This is a genomic window from Paraburkholderia kirstenboschensis, assembly GCF_032806925.1.
In the GTDB taxonomy this organism is placed as follows: domain Bacteria; phylum Pseudomonadota; class Gammaproteobacteria; order Burkholderiales; family Burkholderiaceae; genus Paraburkholderia; species Paraburkholderia kirstenboschensis.
Genome location: NZ_CP136511.1, coordinates 1,407,077 through 1,423,435, shown reverse-complemented (window position 1 = coordinate 1,423,435; position 16,359 = coordinate 1,407,077). Strand labels below are relative to the sequence as shown.

10 protein-coding genes and 1 pseudogene are annotated in these 16,359 nt (G+C 59.6%); 4 read left to right on the top strand and 7 right to left on the bottom strand.

What is annotated here, in order from left to right; translation table 11 throughout:
• Window positions 1-256 precede the first annotated feature (256 nt).
• From RW095_RS06960 to RW095_RS06940, 5 genes are all read right to left on the bottom strand, one after another.
• The gene (locus tag RW095_RS06960) at window positions 257-1,519 is read right to left on the bottom strand and encodes an acetamidase/formamidase family protein (protein ID WP_317015337.1); all 1,263 of its coding nucleotides are present in this window, start codon (window positions 1,517-1,519) and stop codon (window positions 257-259) included.
• Window positions 1,520-1,581: 62 nt separating this feature from the next.
• A complete protein-coding gene (locus RW095_RS06955) occupies window positions 1,582-3,198 on the bottom strand; it encodes an amino acid ABC transporter permease/ATP-binding protein (protein WP_317015335.1) in 1,617 nt (538 codons plus the stop codon).
• The gene (locus RW095_RS06950; RefSeq protein ID WP_317015334.1) at window positions 3,198-4,127 is read right to left on the bottom strand and encodes an ABC transporter substrate-binding protein; all 930 of its coding nucleotides are present in this window, start codon (window positions 4,125-4,127) and stop codon (window positions 3,198-3,200) included. Before RW095_RS06950 ends, RW095_RS06955 begins: the two co-directional genes overlap by 1 nt.
• 357 nt (window positions 4,128-4,484) lie before the next feature.
• On the bottom strand, window positions 4,485-4,736 hold the full coding sequence (locus RW095_RS06945; RefSeq protein ID WP_317015332.1) for a hypothetical protein: 252 nt from the start codon (window positions 4,734-4,736) through the stop codon (window positions 4,485-4,487).
• Between the two features lie 488 nt (window positions 4,737-5,224).
• Window positions 5,225-6,601, bottom strand: coding sequence for a RepB family plasmid replication initiator protein (locus tag RW095_RS06940; protein ID WP_317015331.1), 1,377 nt, complete (start codon window positions 6,599-6,601; stop codon window positions 5,225-5,227).
• Between the two features lie 807 nt (window positions 6,602-7,408).
• Here RW095_RS06940 and RW095_RS06935 point away from each other — a divergent pair.
• The 4 genes and pseudogenes from RW095_RS06935 to RW095_RS06920 all read left to right on the top strand — a co-directional run bounded on the left by RW095_RS06935 (window position 7,409) and on the right by RW095_RS06920 (window position 13,574).
• Window positions 7,409-8,617 carry a ParA family protein gene (locus RW095_RS06935; protein WP_317015329.1) on the top strand — a complete coding sequence of 403 codons (1,209 nt, stop codon included), beginning with the start codon at window positions 7,409-7,411 and terminating at the stop codon, window positions 8,615-8,617.
• A complete protein-coding gene (locus RW095_RS06930) occupies window positions 8,614-9,594 on the top strand; it encodes a ParB/RepB/Spo0J family partition protein (RefSeq protein WP_317015328.1) in 981 nt (326 codons plus the stop codon). The genes RW095_RS06935 and RW095_RS06930 overlap by 4 nt, the downstream gene beginning before the upstream one ends.
• Before the next feature lie 2,978 nt (window positions 9,595-12,572).
• A complete protein-coding gene (locus RW095_RS06925) occupies window positions 12,573-12,995 on the top strand; it encodes a hypothetical protein (RefSeq protein ID WP_317015327.1) in 423 nt (140 codons plus the stop codon).
• 1 nt (window position 12,996) lies between these two features.
• Window positions 12,997-13,574, top strand: a pseudogene (locus tag RW095_RS06920) (glycine zipper 2TM domain-containing protein).
• Between the two features lie 507 nt (window positions 13,575-14,081).
• Here the strand turns inward: RW095_RS06920 and RW095_RS06915 are convergent.
• Both RW095_RS06915 and RW095_RS06910 read right to left on the bottom strand, forming a co-directional pair.
• Window positions 14,082-14,327: a hypothetical protein gene (locus RW095_RS06915; protein ID WP_317015326.1), complete on the bottom strand. Its 246-nt coding sequence runs from the start codon at window positions 14,325-14,327 to the stop codon at window positions 14,082-14,084.
• Window positions 14,328-14,936: 609 nt separating this feature from the next.
• Complete coding sequence (locus RW095_RS06910; RefSeq protein ID WP_317015325.1) at window positions 14,937-16,280, bottom strand: alkaline phosphatase family protein; 1,344 nt, start codon at window positions 16,278-16,280, stop codon at window positions 14,937-14,939.
• Window positions 16,281-16,359: the final 79 nt, after the last annotated feature.

Here is a 16,359-nt window from a genome sequence, read left to right as displayed (position 1 = left end):
CCGATGCCTGCGGCGCGAGCGCGTCGCAGGGCGCCAGCTACCCTTGGATGGATGCGGGGAGCCGGACGGATCATTGCAGACCCTTCGTCGACGGCGCGGGGGGCTGAGCGTTCCCATGCGGGCCGCGGGGCGATGCGGAGTTCACATGGGTTGGCGTGCCGGGTGCATCGGCACGGTGCATATGCGCGCTGCTGGTGCAGCGTCGCGCACGACTGTGGCGGCCTCGCGCGCGCTGCCACTCAGGGCCGGCCGGGCATCATCGATGCGGTTCACGTGCTATGGCGCGAATATTGCTCTTCTTGCGAATCGAGCCATGCACGCCCCAGTTGCCGTCGACGACTTGCGTGACGCCGAAGTCCGCGGCGACCGACATCAGCGCGATGGCCTCGTCTTCGCTCAGCCTGTGTACGGTCATCAGGAAGCGGCGCAGCTTGCGGAACGCGTCGCGCATCGCCTTATCGAGGCTGGAGTGCTGTGCCACCTCGATCTGTCCGGCCGGGCCGAGTGCCGCCAGGTAGTTTGGGAAGGTGAAGCCGTACACCGACCATTGATCGTCGGTTTCCAGCATCGGGTGCGTGAGGCCTTCGAGGATCGTGCCGCCCAGGTCGTTCTTTTTGTGCAGCACGAATTCGAAGTCCCCCGTCAGCGAGGTCTCGATCGCGGTACCGCCGAGCTCGCTGTCGCCCTGAGCCGCATGCGGGTCGCCGACCGAAAAGAATGCACCTTCGACCGCGACTGGGTAATACATCCGCGCCCCCTTACCGACGCGCCAGTCGTCGATATTGCCGCCCGTGTAGCTGGGTGGATTGGAGCTGACGTAGTCGAGTTCCGTTGGCGCCAGCCCCATCGTGCCGAAATGCAGCCTGGCCGGCACCTTCACGTTCGACAGGATGTTCTCGCGCTTGCGAACCAGCGAATGATCGACCTTCACGCCCGGATAATCGATCATCGCATGAACGACGCCGTCCGGATCGGTCTGCGGCGTCCACACGTAGTTGTAGACCGCGCGTGCGAACGGCTCGCCGGACGTATCGAGCTCGAAGATGGTCACGACTTCACGCGGCTTCGGCTCCTCGATCAGATCGCGATAATGGAAGCCCCAGGAGGCGGCGACGTTCGAACCGAAACAACGACCGCGATAACACGCATTGCAGCTCGGCCTCGGTCTTACGTCGAGAATCCGCACTTCGAGCACGTCGCCGGGCTCGGCCCCTTCAATCGCGACCGGCCCGGTCAGCAGATGCACGCCGACACCTTCGCCGGAACCTAGCGTAAAGGGTCCATCGGTTGGCCCTGCGCCGCGGCGCGGCATGGCCTTGTGTTCCCGGGTCCAGTGAAAGATGCTTTCGGCGCCGGGGTCGCCCGCGACCATCCGTTCGTGATCGTCGTTTGCATGGTGCGTCAGCGTCTCAATCGTGATCCGGTCGCCGGAGCGCACCGTCAACGCGGGCTCGACTTTTTTGCTGAAATAACCCCAGTGAACCGTTTCGGGCGACACGGGGAGGGTATGGTGCTTCATGTGTGTTCGGACCTCGTAAGGCGCCCGGCGCAGGGCCGGGCGATGCTGAATGGTGCGTGCCGTCACGACGCGACTTCGAGCCGGTCGTCGGCGCCCATCACGCTCAAGAATCGCGCCGTCAACGGATGACGCGGCTGTGTGAGCACTTCGTGCGCAGGGCCCTGTTCGATCACCGCGCCGCCGCTCATGAACACGACGCGATCGGCGACCTGCTCGGCGAAGCGTAGCTGGTGCGTTGAGATGATCATTGTCAGACCGCCTTCGTCCACGAGCCGCTGGATCACGTCGAGTACTTCGCCGACGAGTTCGGGGTCGAGCGCGGACGTCGGTTCGTCGAGCAGCAGCACGCGAGGATTGGGCGCAAGCGCGCGGGCGATCGCGACGCGCTGCTGTTGGCCACCGGACAGATGGCGCGGCAGCGCATCGGCGCGATGACTGAGACCGACCCGTTCGAGCAGTTCGCGCGCGCGGCGCTCCGCATCGGCGGGCGCCGTGCCGTGCACCCAGCGCAGCGGCCCCGCGATGTTCTCGCACGCCGTCAGATGACTGAACAGGTTGAAATGCTGGAACACCATGCCGACACCGGCACTCGCACGTTCGTTGGCGATATCGCCCTGGGTCATCTGCTGACCATCGATCCGAAAACCGAGGCGCTTCCCGGCGATGCGAATTTCCCCCGAATCCCACTTCTCCAGGTGATTGATACAGCGCAGCAGCGTGCTTTTGCCCGATCCGCTCGGCCCCAGCAGCGCGATAACCTCGCCGAAGCGGACTGTGAGGTCGAAACCGTCGAGTACCGTCTGCCCGCCGTAACGCTTGCTCAGGCCCTTCACCTGCACGGTCGCGCTCTGCTTTTGGAGCGCCGTGTAGCGCTGCGCGCGCGCTGCCGAAACGTCACCCGCGTTGGGCATGGGGGACGGCGCCGGTTTGAACGGCACATCAACGGGTAACGTCGGGCTCGCGGCGGGCGAGTTCGCCGCAATCCCGACACGGCGCCACGGCAGCAGCCGGGCGAAGCGCCCGGACGGGCTGCGATCGAGATCCAGCGCGGTTTCGGCGAACAGCTGAATCGCGGCGACCACGCCGGTGAGCACGAGATACATCAGCCCGGACGCGAAGAAGATCGAAAAGAAATCGAACGTGGACGACGCGAGCTGGGTGCTGCGCAACGTCAGTTCGTCGACCGCGATCACGGAGGCCAGTGACGAGTTCTTCAACGCGCTGACCGACTCGTTGCCGAGCGCCGGTATCATGGTGCGGATGGCCTGCGGCGCGATCACGCGGCGCAGCAACACGGTCGGCGTCATGCCCAGCGCCTGCCCTGCGAGCAGTTGCCCGCGGTCGACGCCGAGCACGCCAGCACGCAGTATCTCCGCGATGAACGGCCCCTCGTTTGCCGCGAGCGCGAGACCCGCTGCGCCCATCGCACTCAACTTCAGCCCGATGTGCGGCAGCGCGTCGTACGCGAATACCAGTTGCAGGATCAGCGGCGTGCCGCGAAAAATCACTGTGTAGCCGCGCGCGATCGCAGCGAGCGGCCGCACCTTGCTCAGTTGCATGCTCGCGAGCACCAGTCCCACGATCAGACCGCCCGCGAGCCCGAGCGCCGTGACTGCGATCGTAAAACCGATGCCGCTTAGCAGATACGGCAGGCCGAGATAGTGCAGAAACAGATTCATCAGTTCGACGCAATCAGCTTGGGGGTTTCGAGGTTTTCAACGCCCAGCGACCACTTTTTCAGCAAGTCGGTCTGGATGCCGGCCTTCTGGATCGCGACAAGCGCTGCCATCACGGCTGCGCGCATTGCCGGATTGGTTTTCGGAACGCCAATACCGATCGAATACGGCAGCGTCACTGCGCTGGCTTTTTCGAGTTGGTTCGGATACGCCTTGACCGCCTGGTCCACCGTGTTCACATCGTTGATGTACGTATCGGCGCGGCCCGAAAGAATCGCCTGGATCGCGTTCGCGTTGTTGTCATACAGCTGCACGGCCGCTTCCGGCTTGTTCGCCGCCTTGCAGGCCGGCGCAAGATTCTGGATCAGCGGCACTTCAACGTAGCCGGTGTTTTCTGCCGCAGTGGTGCCGCACATTGTCGGGTTGATGCCGCTGATCTTCTTTGGATTGCCCTTCGCGACGAGCACGCCGTCGAACACTTTCGAATAGGTGATGAAGTCCGCCGCCTTCGCGCGCTCTTCGGTCGCATAGATGTCGGAGATCACGATGTCGGCCTGGCCGCTTTGCAGCGTGGTCAGCAGCGCCGCGAAGGAGACAGGCTTGTACGCCATCTTGAACCCAAGACAGTTGCCGATCGCGTCGCCGAGGTCGATGTCGAAGCCGATGTATTTAGTCGGGTCGTTCGGGTCCAGCGCTTCATAGCCCGGCGTGTGCGGATTGATCGCGTTGATTAGCGTCTTGCCCTTGAATTGCGGGTACTTCGCCTGTAGCGCTGCGCATTCGGCAGGCGCCGGCGCGGCAGCCTGTGCGTGGCCCGACATCAGCAGCGCCAGCAGACTGACGGCGCCAAGAATCAGCTCGCGCCAGCGGCGGCCGAGACCGCCCGCGCGCAAGACTACTCCATGCCCGTGACCGACAAGATTGGTATACATCCCGGAACTCCCTGAGCGGCAGATGTCAATGGCCCACACCATGTACGCCTTGTTGCATCGCACCAGCGCAAGGGTAGATAGACGAAATTCCGCATACTTGTTCCAGCGCGCACAAATGTTTGCACAGAGGCGAAGGAGGTTGGCATACAGCGAACCGCAATCGATCAGTAGATCTTCCGCGCGACCGAACTGTGGGCACGCTTCTTCGAGGCGTTGCGGCCGCTGCACTCCGAGTACGTTTCCTCCATTCTTACCGGTCGGTGCCCGGTTTGAAGACCGGCGAGGCATAGATCGCGTCCGTGTCGGACTCAGCCTTGATTTTTCGGGTCTGTTCGTCGTTGATGAATCCGTCGGCCGTCAACGCCGGCGCCGAATTTCCGGCATTCGGCGAGGTTGCTGTCGATCGCGCGCGGCGCCCTCGGCGCGTGCCTCCGAGGCAGCGAGCTTGCGGGCAGCACTCAACTGGTCATCAATGATCTTGCTGACGTCTTGCGGATTGTTCGACTTGTCGACGACCTCAGCGGCTTTCGCTTTCTTCCTGAGTGCTGCTTCTTCGTCGATCTTCGCGCTTTCCTTGACCTGGTAATAGAAGCCAAGCCGCGCGATCACAATAGCCGCGACACCACCTACCGCGAAGAGCGCGTTAGGCGCTGTTGCTTAAAACGGGTGCGGCTAAGGAATGTCCGCCTCCACTTGCCCCATTTTTTATTGGTCATTTTCGGACCGGGTGTCGTTCGCCCACGTTTGACACCGCGCAGAACGCCAAAAGAAATCGGCGATGAAATCGCTGAACCATCGAGCTTCGTACCGCGAACAGGCCTTGAGAAGTCGACTGTCCGATCCGTCGCGGAAATGAGATCATCCGAGTGGAAGATCTGTCATACCTTGCGCAGGTAGAGCCGATGCCGAATATTTGCTGTCGACTGGCGCGGCGCGTCCGTGCGGGGACTGGCAAAAGCTGCGCGAAAGCTCCAATCGGTCACTGAGGGCAGCGTGGCGGCCGGCCCAAGCCTATACGTCTCTCGACTCAGACGTCGGCCGTCGTTGAGCACGGGCTACCAATTCATCTACCGGATTTTCCAACAACGACAGCCGGACTAGAGGCTCTTGCCAGTCTTCGATCTATTGAACACATATCCGGCGAATCCGTCCTTGAGATCCGGGTATTTCTCAATCATTGCGTCTGACAAATCCGCGCCGGGATCGATGCCTAACCGCCGCAACGTCAGTTTTCCCGCCGGCGTCCCTTTATAGGTCCGCCGCCAGTCCTCCCGCTGCTTAATCGTCGCCGCTTCGTATGCTGCCCAACCGCGGCGGACCTCCTCCACCATTCGGTCTTGTGCGTGCACATCTTGCGCAGCGATTCGCAATGCCATACGGGTTTGAACGTGCTGCTTCTCTTCCAAATCGCGTTTCTCTGTCTGCGCTAGACTTTCTTGAATCTGGACCATCTGGCGTTCAGCGTCGGAAACGATCCACTGCTCCCTCAAAGCCTTCATGAAGAACCCCGCAGGGCTTTTCGATATATTGCCCAGTTTCAGGCTGAAACGAGTACGCTCGATCGCCTGCTCCAGACGTTCGTCCGTGTATGTGTCACGGTCCGCCGCAATCTGATTAAGCTGCGCGCTGGACAGTCCGAATTCCTGCTTCATCGTCCTGTATAGCGCCTGGGCTTGTTCATGCGTGTGCAAGACGCGCTCGGCCAACTCTTTGCGCTCAATGCGGAAGCGCAGTCGACCAATTTTACGGGAGCCGGGCTCGTTGCGAGTCTCGTAGGAGATCTTCAGGTCCGAAACCTCATTGATCTGGTCCACGGCCGGCGCGAGCCAGTCTCGCTTGAAATATTTGAACTCGTGCGCCTTGGCGCCCATTGCCCCCTGCCATGAGCGCAGCTCGTCTAGCTCAAACCAATCGGTTGCCCCATCGTCCGCGTAGGGCAATAGATGGTCATACATCACTCGCGCGTAGCTGAGCGTAAAGAGGGACGTTATGCGCAGGCTTAGCCAATGCGACTTCCCTGGTCCACGGATTATTCCTATGAGGTCCGGCGGAACCCGGAACTGGAAGCGTCCGCCCTGGTAAGAAATCCGGCCAATCAACTGCACGGAGCCAAAAGGCTTAGTCCCGTCGGCATCGGCCGCAGTGGTGGCTTGTATTAGGGCTCGTTGCGCCTCAGTGATGACCTGCTCAAGGTGAGCATTGTTGCGGCTAGAGTACCGCATGAGCCACTTGAAGTAGTCCAATTCAACGTCATACAGGTCCCGCGGCTGCTCTTCTTGTGCAACGATGAAATACGCTGCGTCTATCAGCCGACGAGCTGCCACGCCGAGATCAATGATGCGTATCAGGACGTTCTTTCGTGCGAATCCAATATCTGAACGGGCGGCATCGAGCGGCAAGTCTTCCGCAGTCGCATCCTCAAATAGCGCCAAGGCTAGTTGTCTGGACGTGGCCACCTGCCCTGCTGTCGACATTCGGCCTCCCGGTCTTTATTGACGTTTGATACCGGACCGTACCGTACCGACGCGAGGGTGCCCTGTCAACACAGATTACCTCACCTTAAACTAACGATTGAGCACAAGACGCCTCACCTTGCTGAAGTCGATGCTCAATTCACCTCACCTACCTACCAGTACGCACCTCACTTTCCTGCCCAGATCGCATCACCTTTCCGTACAAGACACCTCACCTAGTCGCTCAATCCACAGCACCTCCGACACACGATACCTCACCTTACGGCTATAAGTGATTGTTTTTTAAGAGTTTTCTAGTCGGCCGTTAGTAGTAAGTTGGTTTTCTTTTTTTGAAATGCTAACTACTCGCGCCCATTCCGACTAGATATCCAAAACCGAGGTACTGCCGGTTGCGTACGCGTGGATCAGGACTGTCTGGCGTGCGTATGCGTATCACCGTAACGAGGACACCGATATCGTTCGGGGCTCTCGGAGGTGAGGCGAATTGTGCACTGAGCGGAAAACCGCCCCAGCTCGGCAAGCTTTGCGCGTACAAGGTGAGGTCTTTTGTGATGGGAGGCGAGCCCGAACAGGGACCCTCCCTTCCCGTATTCTGCTCGGCATCGTCACTGTATAGGCTAAGTGTTTGATACATGGAGATTTTTTTTTGGGCTGGTTGGGATGGAGTTTAGTTTCGTGTTGCGATAGCCATTCTGCGGTTTGAAAGGTATTCTACGGTTCTGTGATATCTAGGTATGAAACCGTAAAAACCCATGGTGAGCGTGGAGAAAACACCTCACCGTCGAAAGCCATAAAGGGAAAATGCTAATGAATTTCAGCGAGTTGCCCGGGATTGACCGAAGCGTCAAGCTCTCTGACCTAGGAGACTTCTCCGAGCGCCTATCGGTCATGACGAACGAACTGCGTGATCAAATATTGGCCCCGCGACCGCGGAAAACACCGCCTGTATTTACGATTGGTGAGCTGTCGGAGCTTTGCGGAATCGACAGGCAAAAAATCAACTACCTTGCGACCAAAGAAGGTGGCGACCTGCCGTCGGGCGAAGCGCATGGCACAGGTCGAGCGCGGATATTCTCACTCAAGGACGCACGTACTTGGGTCCAGCAAGTATCCGACATTTATCAAACGCCGTTGGTCACAGGTACGCGTGAGCATCGTGGGCGCGTGTTGATCACGGCCAACTTCAAGGGTGGATCCTGCAAGACAACAACGACAATGTGCATTGCACAAGGGCTTAGCCTACGCGGTCGGAAAGTGCTCGTGATTGACCTTGATCCGCAAGCGTCATTGTCCGAGTTGTGCGGTTTGTATGCGGAAAAGGACGTGACTTGGGAAGATACAGTGCTTCCGTTTATCTATGATCCCACCATTGAAGGGGGATTGACTGCAAAGGTCCAAAGCACGTATTGGGACGGACTTGACGTTATCCCTGCCCATAACTATTTGCACGACGCAGAGTTCCACCTTCCGACGGCCCAGAAGACGAACCCGGGGTTCGAATTCTGGTCCGTGTTGCGCAAAGGTATTGAGCCGTTGCGCGCACAGTACGACTACATCGTCCTCGACACCGCGCCGTCGCTTTCGTACATGACGCTGAACGGCTTGATGGCGGCCGATTCGATGGTCATGCCGTTGGTGCCCGAGAGCTTGGACTTTATTTCGTCGGTATCTTTCTGGTCCTTGTTTGCGGAGGTGGCGAACGGCTTTGTCGAGCATGAGGTCGATAAAACATACGATTTCATTTCGGTTCTTCTGTCCAGAGTGGACTATGGCACCACGTCCTCCGCGCCGGTGGTCCGCTCATGGGCGCAACGGGCATACGGGGAGTGGCTGCACACAACGGAGGTGCCCGCTAGTTCCGTAATGAGTAATGGCGCCTTGGCATTTTCCACGGTGTTCGACCTGTCGCGAGCTGATTCCGTGGCCAAAACACTGGCGCGCGTGAAGCTACCGCTCATGGAATATTGCAAATGGATCGATGATCAATACGTAGCCCAATGGAGGGCCGGACAATGAGCAGTCTTCGCGACCGCATGATGAACAAGACTGCTGAGGTGCGAGCAGCCAAAGACATAAAAATTGAGCATCAGGACAAGCCATCTACTCCGCGCACGGCGCCCGGGATGGCCGGGGCCCTGGCAGCCGCGCAGCAGCGTATCGTGGAATTGGAGAAGTCGGGCGCGGCTTCAGAACTCCCTGTGAGCGAAATCGTCCCCAATCCGTGGCAGCCGAGGCAGGTTTTTAACGAAGCTAAGCTTGCGCAGCTTGCCGAATCTATACGGGAAGCAGGACTGGTCCAGCCCATTGTGGTCCGCCGTGCTGCAAACGGTTTTCAAATCGTGGCCGGGGAGCGGCGCTGGCGCGCGCACAAGATGATCGGTAAGCAGTCGATCAAGGTTGTCATCATCGAACTCTCCGACGAAGAGATGGCGATGTTGGCTCTAGTCGAGAACGTTGCGCGTGAAGATCTATCCGACTATGAGGTTGCTCGATCGATCCGGCGGGCGGAGAAGGAGTTCCCCAGTCGCAAACGGATGGCAGAAGCGTTGGGGATGTCTCGCTCGGAGCTATATCGATTCCTGGCATTCGGTGAATTGCCAGATTTCGTGCTGCAGGATTTGGACGTCCAACCACGACTTATCGGCGCGCACGCGGCGGAAGGAATGGTGTCTGCACTCCGAGAGAAAGATGAGCGCGCAATCCAACTTGCCCGCGGGGTGTGGAAGAAAGTGGTCAGCGGCGAACTGGACCAGACGAAGCTCGCACGGGCGCTCAAGGGGGCCATAGAGGGTGACGGTGGCCCGTCCGTCGGCGTCAGTGATCGAAGCATTGAGAAGATTTTCTCCGGGAAGAACCAGGCTGGGTCCATCACGAAGGACGCCGTGGGCTTCACGGTGAAGATCAAGGCGGGGATGCTGTCCCCCGACAGGGAGCAAAAGATCCGTGCGCTTATTGGAGAGCTTTTTTCCGGGAGCCAGGGCAATCCGGATTGAGCCCCGTGGGTACCCTTGCACACGGGCAACCCGATATAGGTACGCGCCGTGCGAGGCCATGCGCCAGTTTCGGCAGCGCTCGCTACCGTGTCCCCATTGGGGACATTGTGGGCGTCTTGCGGCACCGAAATTTTTCTGATGCTTTGCGTTGTCCCCCGAGTTCGCTGAACGCCAGCGAACTCGGCGCCCCAGCATACGCCCGACGCGCTCAACTTTCTCGCCCGAAGTCGCCTTGATTCGGCTCGAACGTGCATCGCGTGCACGTCGCGTGCACGGCATCTCTCACTTGCGCCGCTTGCGGGCCTAATTGCGGCCAGTTGTGTCCCCAGTGGGGACACCCTTCTACACCTGCAGACCGACGTCAGTGCCTTCAAAGCAGTGCGGACGTGCTCGGCACGCTTCCGAAACAACTTAACGACTGCCCCGCATTTATCTGGGTACGGCCACTGGCCCAGCGCGCTGCGCACACAGACCGGCGCTGTTGAACGCAATGAATGAATCTGGAATGCGTGTCAAACCAATGTCGAACTTCGGAGCGGCGGTGAAGCATCAGCGACATAGCTGCAAAGCGCCGCTGGCCGAGGGGCCCAATACGTTGCTCAACAGCGCGACTTAGTCTAGCCACACGACATCTAACGGAAACAGGGCCTGACGTGGCGACGCGCTCCTGTTGGCTACCAGTCAATGCAGATGTACGAGCACGCGCTGAGTGCCATGCACATGGAGGCGATAGGGTAGCGACCGTTCGGCTTGCATCAGAAGGGCCGCGACAACGTAGCCCGCACGTCACCTACCGTTTCAGCAACTTCACACTCCCCGCTGCGTGCGATTTCGGTCCTCGCATAAATGGCGACGGTGCCGCGGAGCTGCGGGATGCTCTTACCTCGGGCGCGAGGGCGGCCAACGCCTCATCCGCATCAGCGCCGCGCCCATGACTTGCGGACGCGTTCCGCCTAGGCCCATTGCGCCGGCAATGTCGGGACGAACTGAGACCCGGCCGTCGACCAGCAGAAGGAGCGGGAACCCGCGCGGAGGGCCGCGGTGATCGGGTACCCAAAGCGAATCGGCCCGGAGAGCAAGGAAATGCGCCGTCTCGCAGGGGGCCAAGGCGAGTAGCACACCGATGATGCCAAATTCTCGGGGTTGGAGGCTCTGGATCGACGAGTCTGTCCCGCGACGAACCGCCGGTCTTTGCGAGCGCGCAACCGCCATGAACCCAATATGCCGCTATCGCGTCATGGCACTTGTTCAGTGCCGTGCGTGCTGATGGCTCTCGACCCACGGCGACCACCACTCACAACTCTCCCGCGTTCGGCCGTCCACCTAGCACACCACGAACCTGGCGTTTGAAGGTCTCCGTGCGCTCACCAGCGTCTTCTATCGCTCTTGGTTCGCCCATTTTGAACGGCCGAGATCAGGGAATGAAGAACATCGAGCTCCACATGCCGAGAGGCTCACATTATGACTGCCAGTACCCTGCGGCTCGGCTCTGTGTGCGCCGGCGCTCGCAGTTTGATCTCGGAGCCGTCGAGGTTACGGTACCTCGAGGTAGTGGCGATCGGACGCGCACGGCCAGAGAGGGACCTCCGTCGGCGAGAAACTTCAATTACCGTTGCGGCTGCCGCGCCGGGGCGCGGATGACCGAAAGCACCACTCGACGGAAGTCGGCTAGTCGAGCAATCTCGGCTGTAGTGCCAGATACAGTTAACTGAGCGGAGAGATGCGCGAAGTATAGATTCGAAGTGCAGTAGGAAGGATTTGGTCGCAATCAGTTGGCACACCGAAATAACTCACCGCCTTGGCGAAGTCCGTTGAATTCAATTCGTGAAACAGGGGCGGCAACAGGTAGATGCTTGCAAGATGTTGTTTCTCCGAAGTTTTTAATGTTTTCGCAAAAATGTTCCACGACAAATGGCCAACCTCGGACCCGTCGTGGGCTTTAGATCGGCGATTTGTCGTGGAGGGGAGCATCCAGCATTGACGCGACACATGGTTGTAGCAATGCACACGTTTTTTGTGGTATTTGTTACGTGCCGGAGCGGAAGCCGAGCACGCCCGGGGAATAACCCGCTGGTGCTGTGGGTGATTGCCGCGGTGGCGACCGGACTGATATCCCTTCTTGAGACGTCCACGCTATTCTCTTTCCGCTTGTGTCAAGAGGCCGATCCCGCTGGTTGGTTTCGCTTGCGCCAGACTGCTGGTGCATGCGTCTGCGGTTATACATTGTAGGTCGTCGCAAGCTCGCAAGGTCTGCGAGGCCGCACGCTTGAGGACGATGTTTGTTGGGTAGCGCGATGGGCACATCACGCTCGGGGGCGCCCCCCGAATTTCGCACGTGGCCGCACGTCGGTTCGCCCGGGTAGCGTTCTCTTGTGTAGGAATGCGGCGCCTGCCGACGTGGAGCACGCTGTCCGGTTCACGACCGCGCTGTACGGATGCTTTCCGTCTGGCGCTGCCGCAGCGAGCCGGCTCGCTGCCCGCGGTGTGCACGCTCGCGCACGATGCTTGTGTGCCTTTCAGACCAGCTATAGCCGCAGAGTTTTGTTCCTCAGGCGGATTCCTGATATCAACGTGACCCGCGCCGGCAAGCCCGGCACCGATTGCCAGAAGCAGCGGGCCGCGTCTCGTTACCGTGGTCATCATTTCTCTGATTCACGGGCGCTGTCATTGGGCCGCACTGCGCGCTCGCCCATGGAGGCAAGAGCAGGGCGCCGTTCGCCACCTGGTTGGCAGTCACGCGTCCGCGCACTCCTTAGGGCCCGCTGCAGTACAACGGACCGTCACGGAAAGACGACGGAAGGGCAGGGGCCTAGGACACTAGAGTCGCCCATCGCAAATGATTTTAGACAATCTGAGTATGAGTCGGGGAGGGCGGCAGTTTCGCAGTCCCGAAAGCACCTTGAAAAATGCGAAGTTCTCGCCGATCGACCGCGCGTCGGCGGCGAAGCTACCTACAATGGCACATTGACTTGTCGGACATGGATATCACCACGATGAGCAACCCACTAAACTTGGACCTGCACGCACGCGCCAAACTGCTTGCCTATCTCGTTGCATCGCATCTTCTTGCGCGGCAGATGACGGGCGAGTGGCTATCGGTCGACCATCTGGTGGAGTCAACAGTGCTGTGGCTGAAGGCGAACGGTGGAGGAGCGGATGTGATGGAGCGCGTTATGCTGTCCGCCCGCGCTCATGATATCGCTCGAGGCCTTGAGAATACTTTGGGCTCAGCCGTCGCCCCGGATTCGGTGGCAGCGTTGTTCTGCGAAAATCTGCGCCTCGACTTCCGCTCGCCGGTCGCGCGAGATATTTACCAACACTGCCTTACGCCTCTGGTCCCGTCGAATCTCTCGTGGCGCACTACAGCTGCTTACAAATCTCACACTGACCTGGTGCACTGACATGAGCACCAACCTGACTTCCAGTTCACCGCAACGCAGCCGTAGCATCCTCTGGTTGCAGGTGCTGCCGTAGCCGTCATCCTGGCCAGCGCTACGGGTATCGCGGCGATGACAGGCCTTCTTCGACGTCCCGCGCTGTAACGGCGCCTTCGCAAGCTATGTTGGTCGCGGCACAAATCGCCAGCGCGCCGGTTGCTTCACCGCAACAGAACGCGGAGCAACGGGTGACCCGGGAGGAAGCGCCTGCCCAGCGGCGCGTCCATCACCACCCCAAGGTGCCGGTCGAGCAGGGTGCGAGGGATGCTCACAGCGACGCATATCAATTCTCGGCGACATCCACACCGAGGCCAATCGCCGTTGACCGAACGCCGGCGAAGTAGTTGCCGTCAACTGTTGGGAAATCAGGTCGGTGGGGGGCGTGGTCGCATTCTGACCACGGTTGCCGGCGCGGTCGGCGGCGGCCTCGCCGGCAATGGTATCGAGCATGCTGTGCGGAAGGCGACGAGCTACCAGGTGCAGATCCGAATGCAGGACGGTAGCTGCCGGAATTTCAACTACTCAACGCAGCCGCCGGTTTAGGTCGGTGAACGCGTTCATGTCTCCGGCGCCTCATTGAGCGCGTCATAATCGGCCTCAAAATGGGCGACGCTCTTAGCGGTGACCGCGGTACGGAATTGCCAATCGGGGCCGGACCGGGTGAATCACTCTTCAGGATTCCTCACAGAGTTGTCTGGGCCGTCCATCGCGAGTGAAATCGCGCGATGTACGGGTGGCCCCTGCAAATTATGCCGCCTGCTAAGCGAGTGACCCTTCGAATTTATTGGGTGAAACATATCCGAGCGTGGAATGCATGCACCGGTCGTTGTAGACGCCTTCGATGAACACTGGCAACTGCGATAGATATGTCTTTACTCATTCGTATCATCGAAGAGTCTCTTCAGACATTCAAGCCATTCAATGGGTGGGACTCTTTTTCCGATACGCAAACTGCACCGTGCGGATGCTGCAAGGAAGCCTCAGGCGTGCCGGAAGACGGCTCGCCTGGCGCAATTTGGAGCCTTTCGGTAGGCAGGTCAGGCGGTGAACTCAGCTATGTGCATCGACCCAGGCGCAGGCCCAATCCAGACCTGCGAGCTGGGCGTCCTCCTCACTTTCAAAGTGGCCGAGGACGCCCGATGCTTCGATTAGCTTGCCGCCCTTGGTGATGGTCCCGCTCGCCGCGTAACGTTCCGGCTGAAGGATGCCGTCCTGTTCGAGGATAGCGTGCCCCCAGACGTCATAGCCGTGGTAGTCTGCGATTGCATTAGCGCATAACCCGGGCAGATGCCGCACGGCCTGTCACGCGAAGGACGTTGCCTTCCGGCGTGATTTGCCGCGGAATGTCGGACATGCCCGGCTCGCCCTTGGGCATAGTCTTTGCCATGTTGCCGTGCTTCGCGACGAGCCTTGGTGCAGTTGCCGATGTGCGCCGCGAATGCACCTTCCCCGCACGCGGAACTACGTTCCGTCGTACTGCGAGCTTACGCGCGGCACCGACGCTGTGTGCGGCGGTCGCGCGCGCCTCCGGTGGATTCCAGACTTCCGAATATGTACCAGCCCCGGAAACAGCCGGCGCAAGTGTCGCCGTCAGTAACGCAAGTCCAAGTTTTCTCACGATGTCCCCTTGCCAGCCTCTCGTTGCTGCCACTGTTTGCATCCCATCGCCTGATTCATGCACCTCGCGCCCGACAAAATTGAAAGCCCGGATGGAATTTCGCTTCTCGAATGCATCGACACTCAGGCCGCGCGACCAGACGCCCTTTGACAGCAAGAGCAATGCGGTCAAAAGTTGCAGCCGTTGGGGCGCAGTGTGGCCATGTTGTAGCCGAATGGTCGACCAAGTCTACTCCCGTAGACTTGCGGTCTGTCGGCTCCGCTGTGTTCTGGCGCGTGTCACCGGTTCTAGTGATGCGCGTACAGTGGCAGAAAAGGGTCCTTCGACCGCGGAGCCCCTTCGCTGATGGGTCTCGGGTCACCACTCGCAGCAACGGGTGACGGGCATTGCGGGATATCGGAACGAGGGGTGGAAAGGCTCAACATCTTCGCGAAGTTGTCCGCTGCGCGCACGCGCGCCGTCAGGTTGAGCACCCCATTAAGCCCAAGCAGTGTATCTGTTGTTTTCAGAATCGAGCTGTGCTCATACACCGAATGGTCGATGGTGCCAGCGGGAACGAAAGGGGAGACAACGATGGCCGGCACCCGTACGCCGAGCCTGTCAAACGCAAAGCCGTGAGTCTTCAGGCGGGCATTTTCAGCGGAGCCCGGCGGCTCGGCATCTGGAGGCGTCACATGGTCAAAGAAGCCACCATGCTCATCGAAGACTATGAGCAGCACGCTGCTGGACCAAAGGTTAGAACCACTTATAGCGTCGTACACCTGCTTGACCAACGCTTCCCCGTTCCGAACGTCGCCGGCCGGATGCATTGAATTGCCGTTCCTGAAGTCATTCTTGGCATCGTACGTTGGCTCGATAAAGATAAATTTCTCGGTCAATGAATTATCGGCAAGCCGAGAAAGCAGCGTATCCGTTCGAACGAAACGACTGAGCAGATTTTGCATCCCGTGAATACCGCGGGCCTGTGCAACGTCGCCTTGCACGATAAGCCAGTCCGACTCCTGAAGCTTAGAGAAAACCGTGCCGTTCGGAAAGGTGAAAAGCGGTGCGTTGAAGAACACCGCTTCCACAACTTGCGCATCACTCGGAGAATGGTCGAGCCCGGACGAGGTGCCAGCCACGGCAAAGAAACGATTCGGCCACGTTGGTCCCGGAATCGATGCGAACCAGTTATCGCATACGCCGTACTGGCGGGCCAGGAAGTTCAGTACCGGGAGCTGGTCCGGTGTAAAGGCGTTAAAAGCGTCGGCTACCGCGTCGGAATGGTCTTCGTACGTCGCGGCAAAGCCCATCGTCGAAGTGTCCGTCGCAAATGGTGGATAGCCGTTCGGGCCGAAAACGAGGGAGTCATTACGCACGGTATCTCCACTGGCGACCTGTAGTCCGCACAGTTGGACACAGGCGTCGGTGAACTCGTGTCCAGGGTCGAAGCCAAGTGCATAGGGCGCACCCTTGCGTAGCTGATAAGCCGTCCCAGTTCGTCCGAAATTGACTATGGGCGTAGCGGGCAGTCCGTTGGGGGTTGTGGCCTCACCTCCAGGTGAGACGCCCGTCAGGTTGGACCATCCAAACACGCTGTCGTAAGAACGATTCTCAAGCATCAGAACGAAAACGTGCTGTATCGCCGACATAGGGCACCTCAGAATGTATTACCCGTGGGTCTTTCATGGCGGCGGCAAGCCAGCGCAGAAAGGCATTCGGGCCGTTATT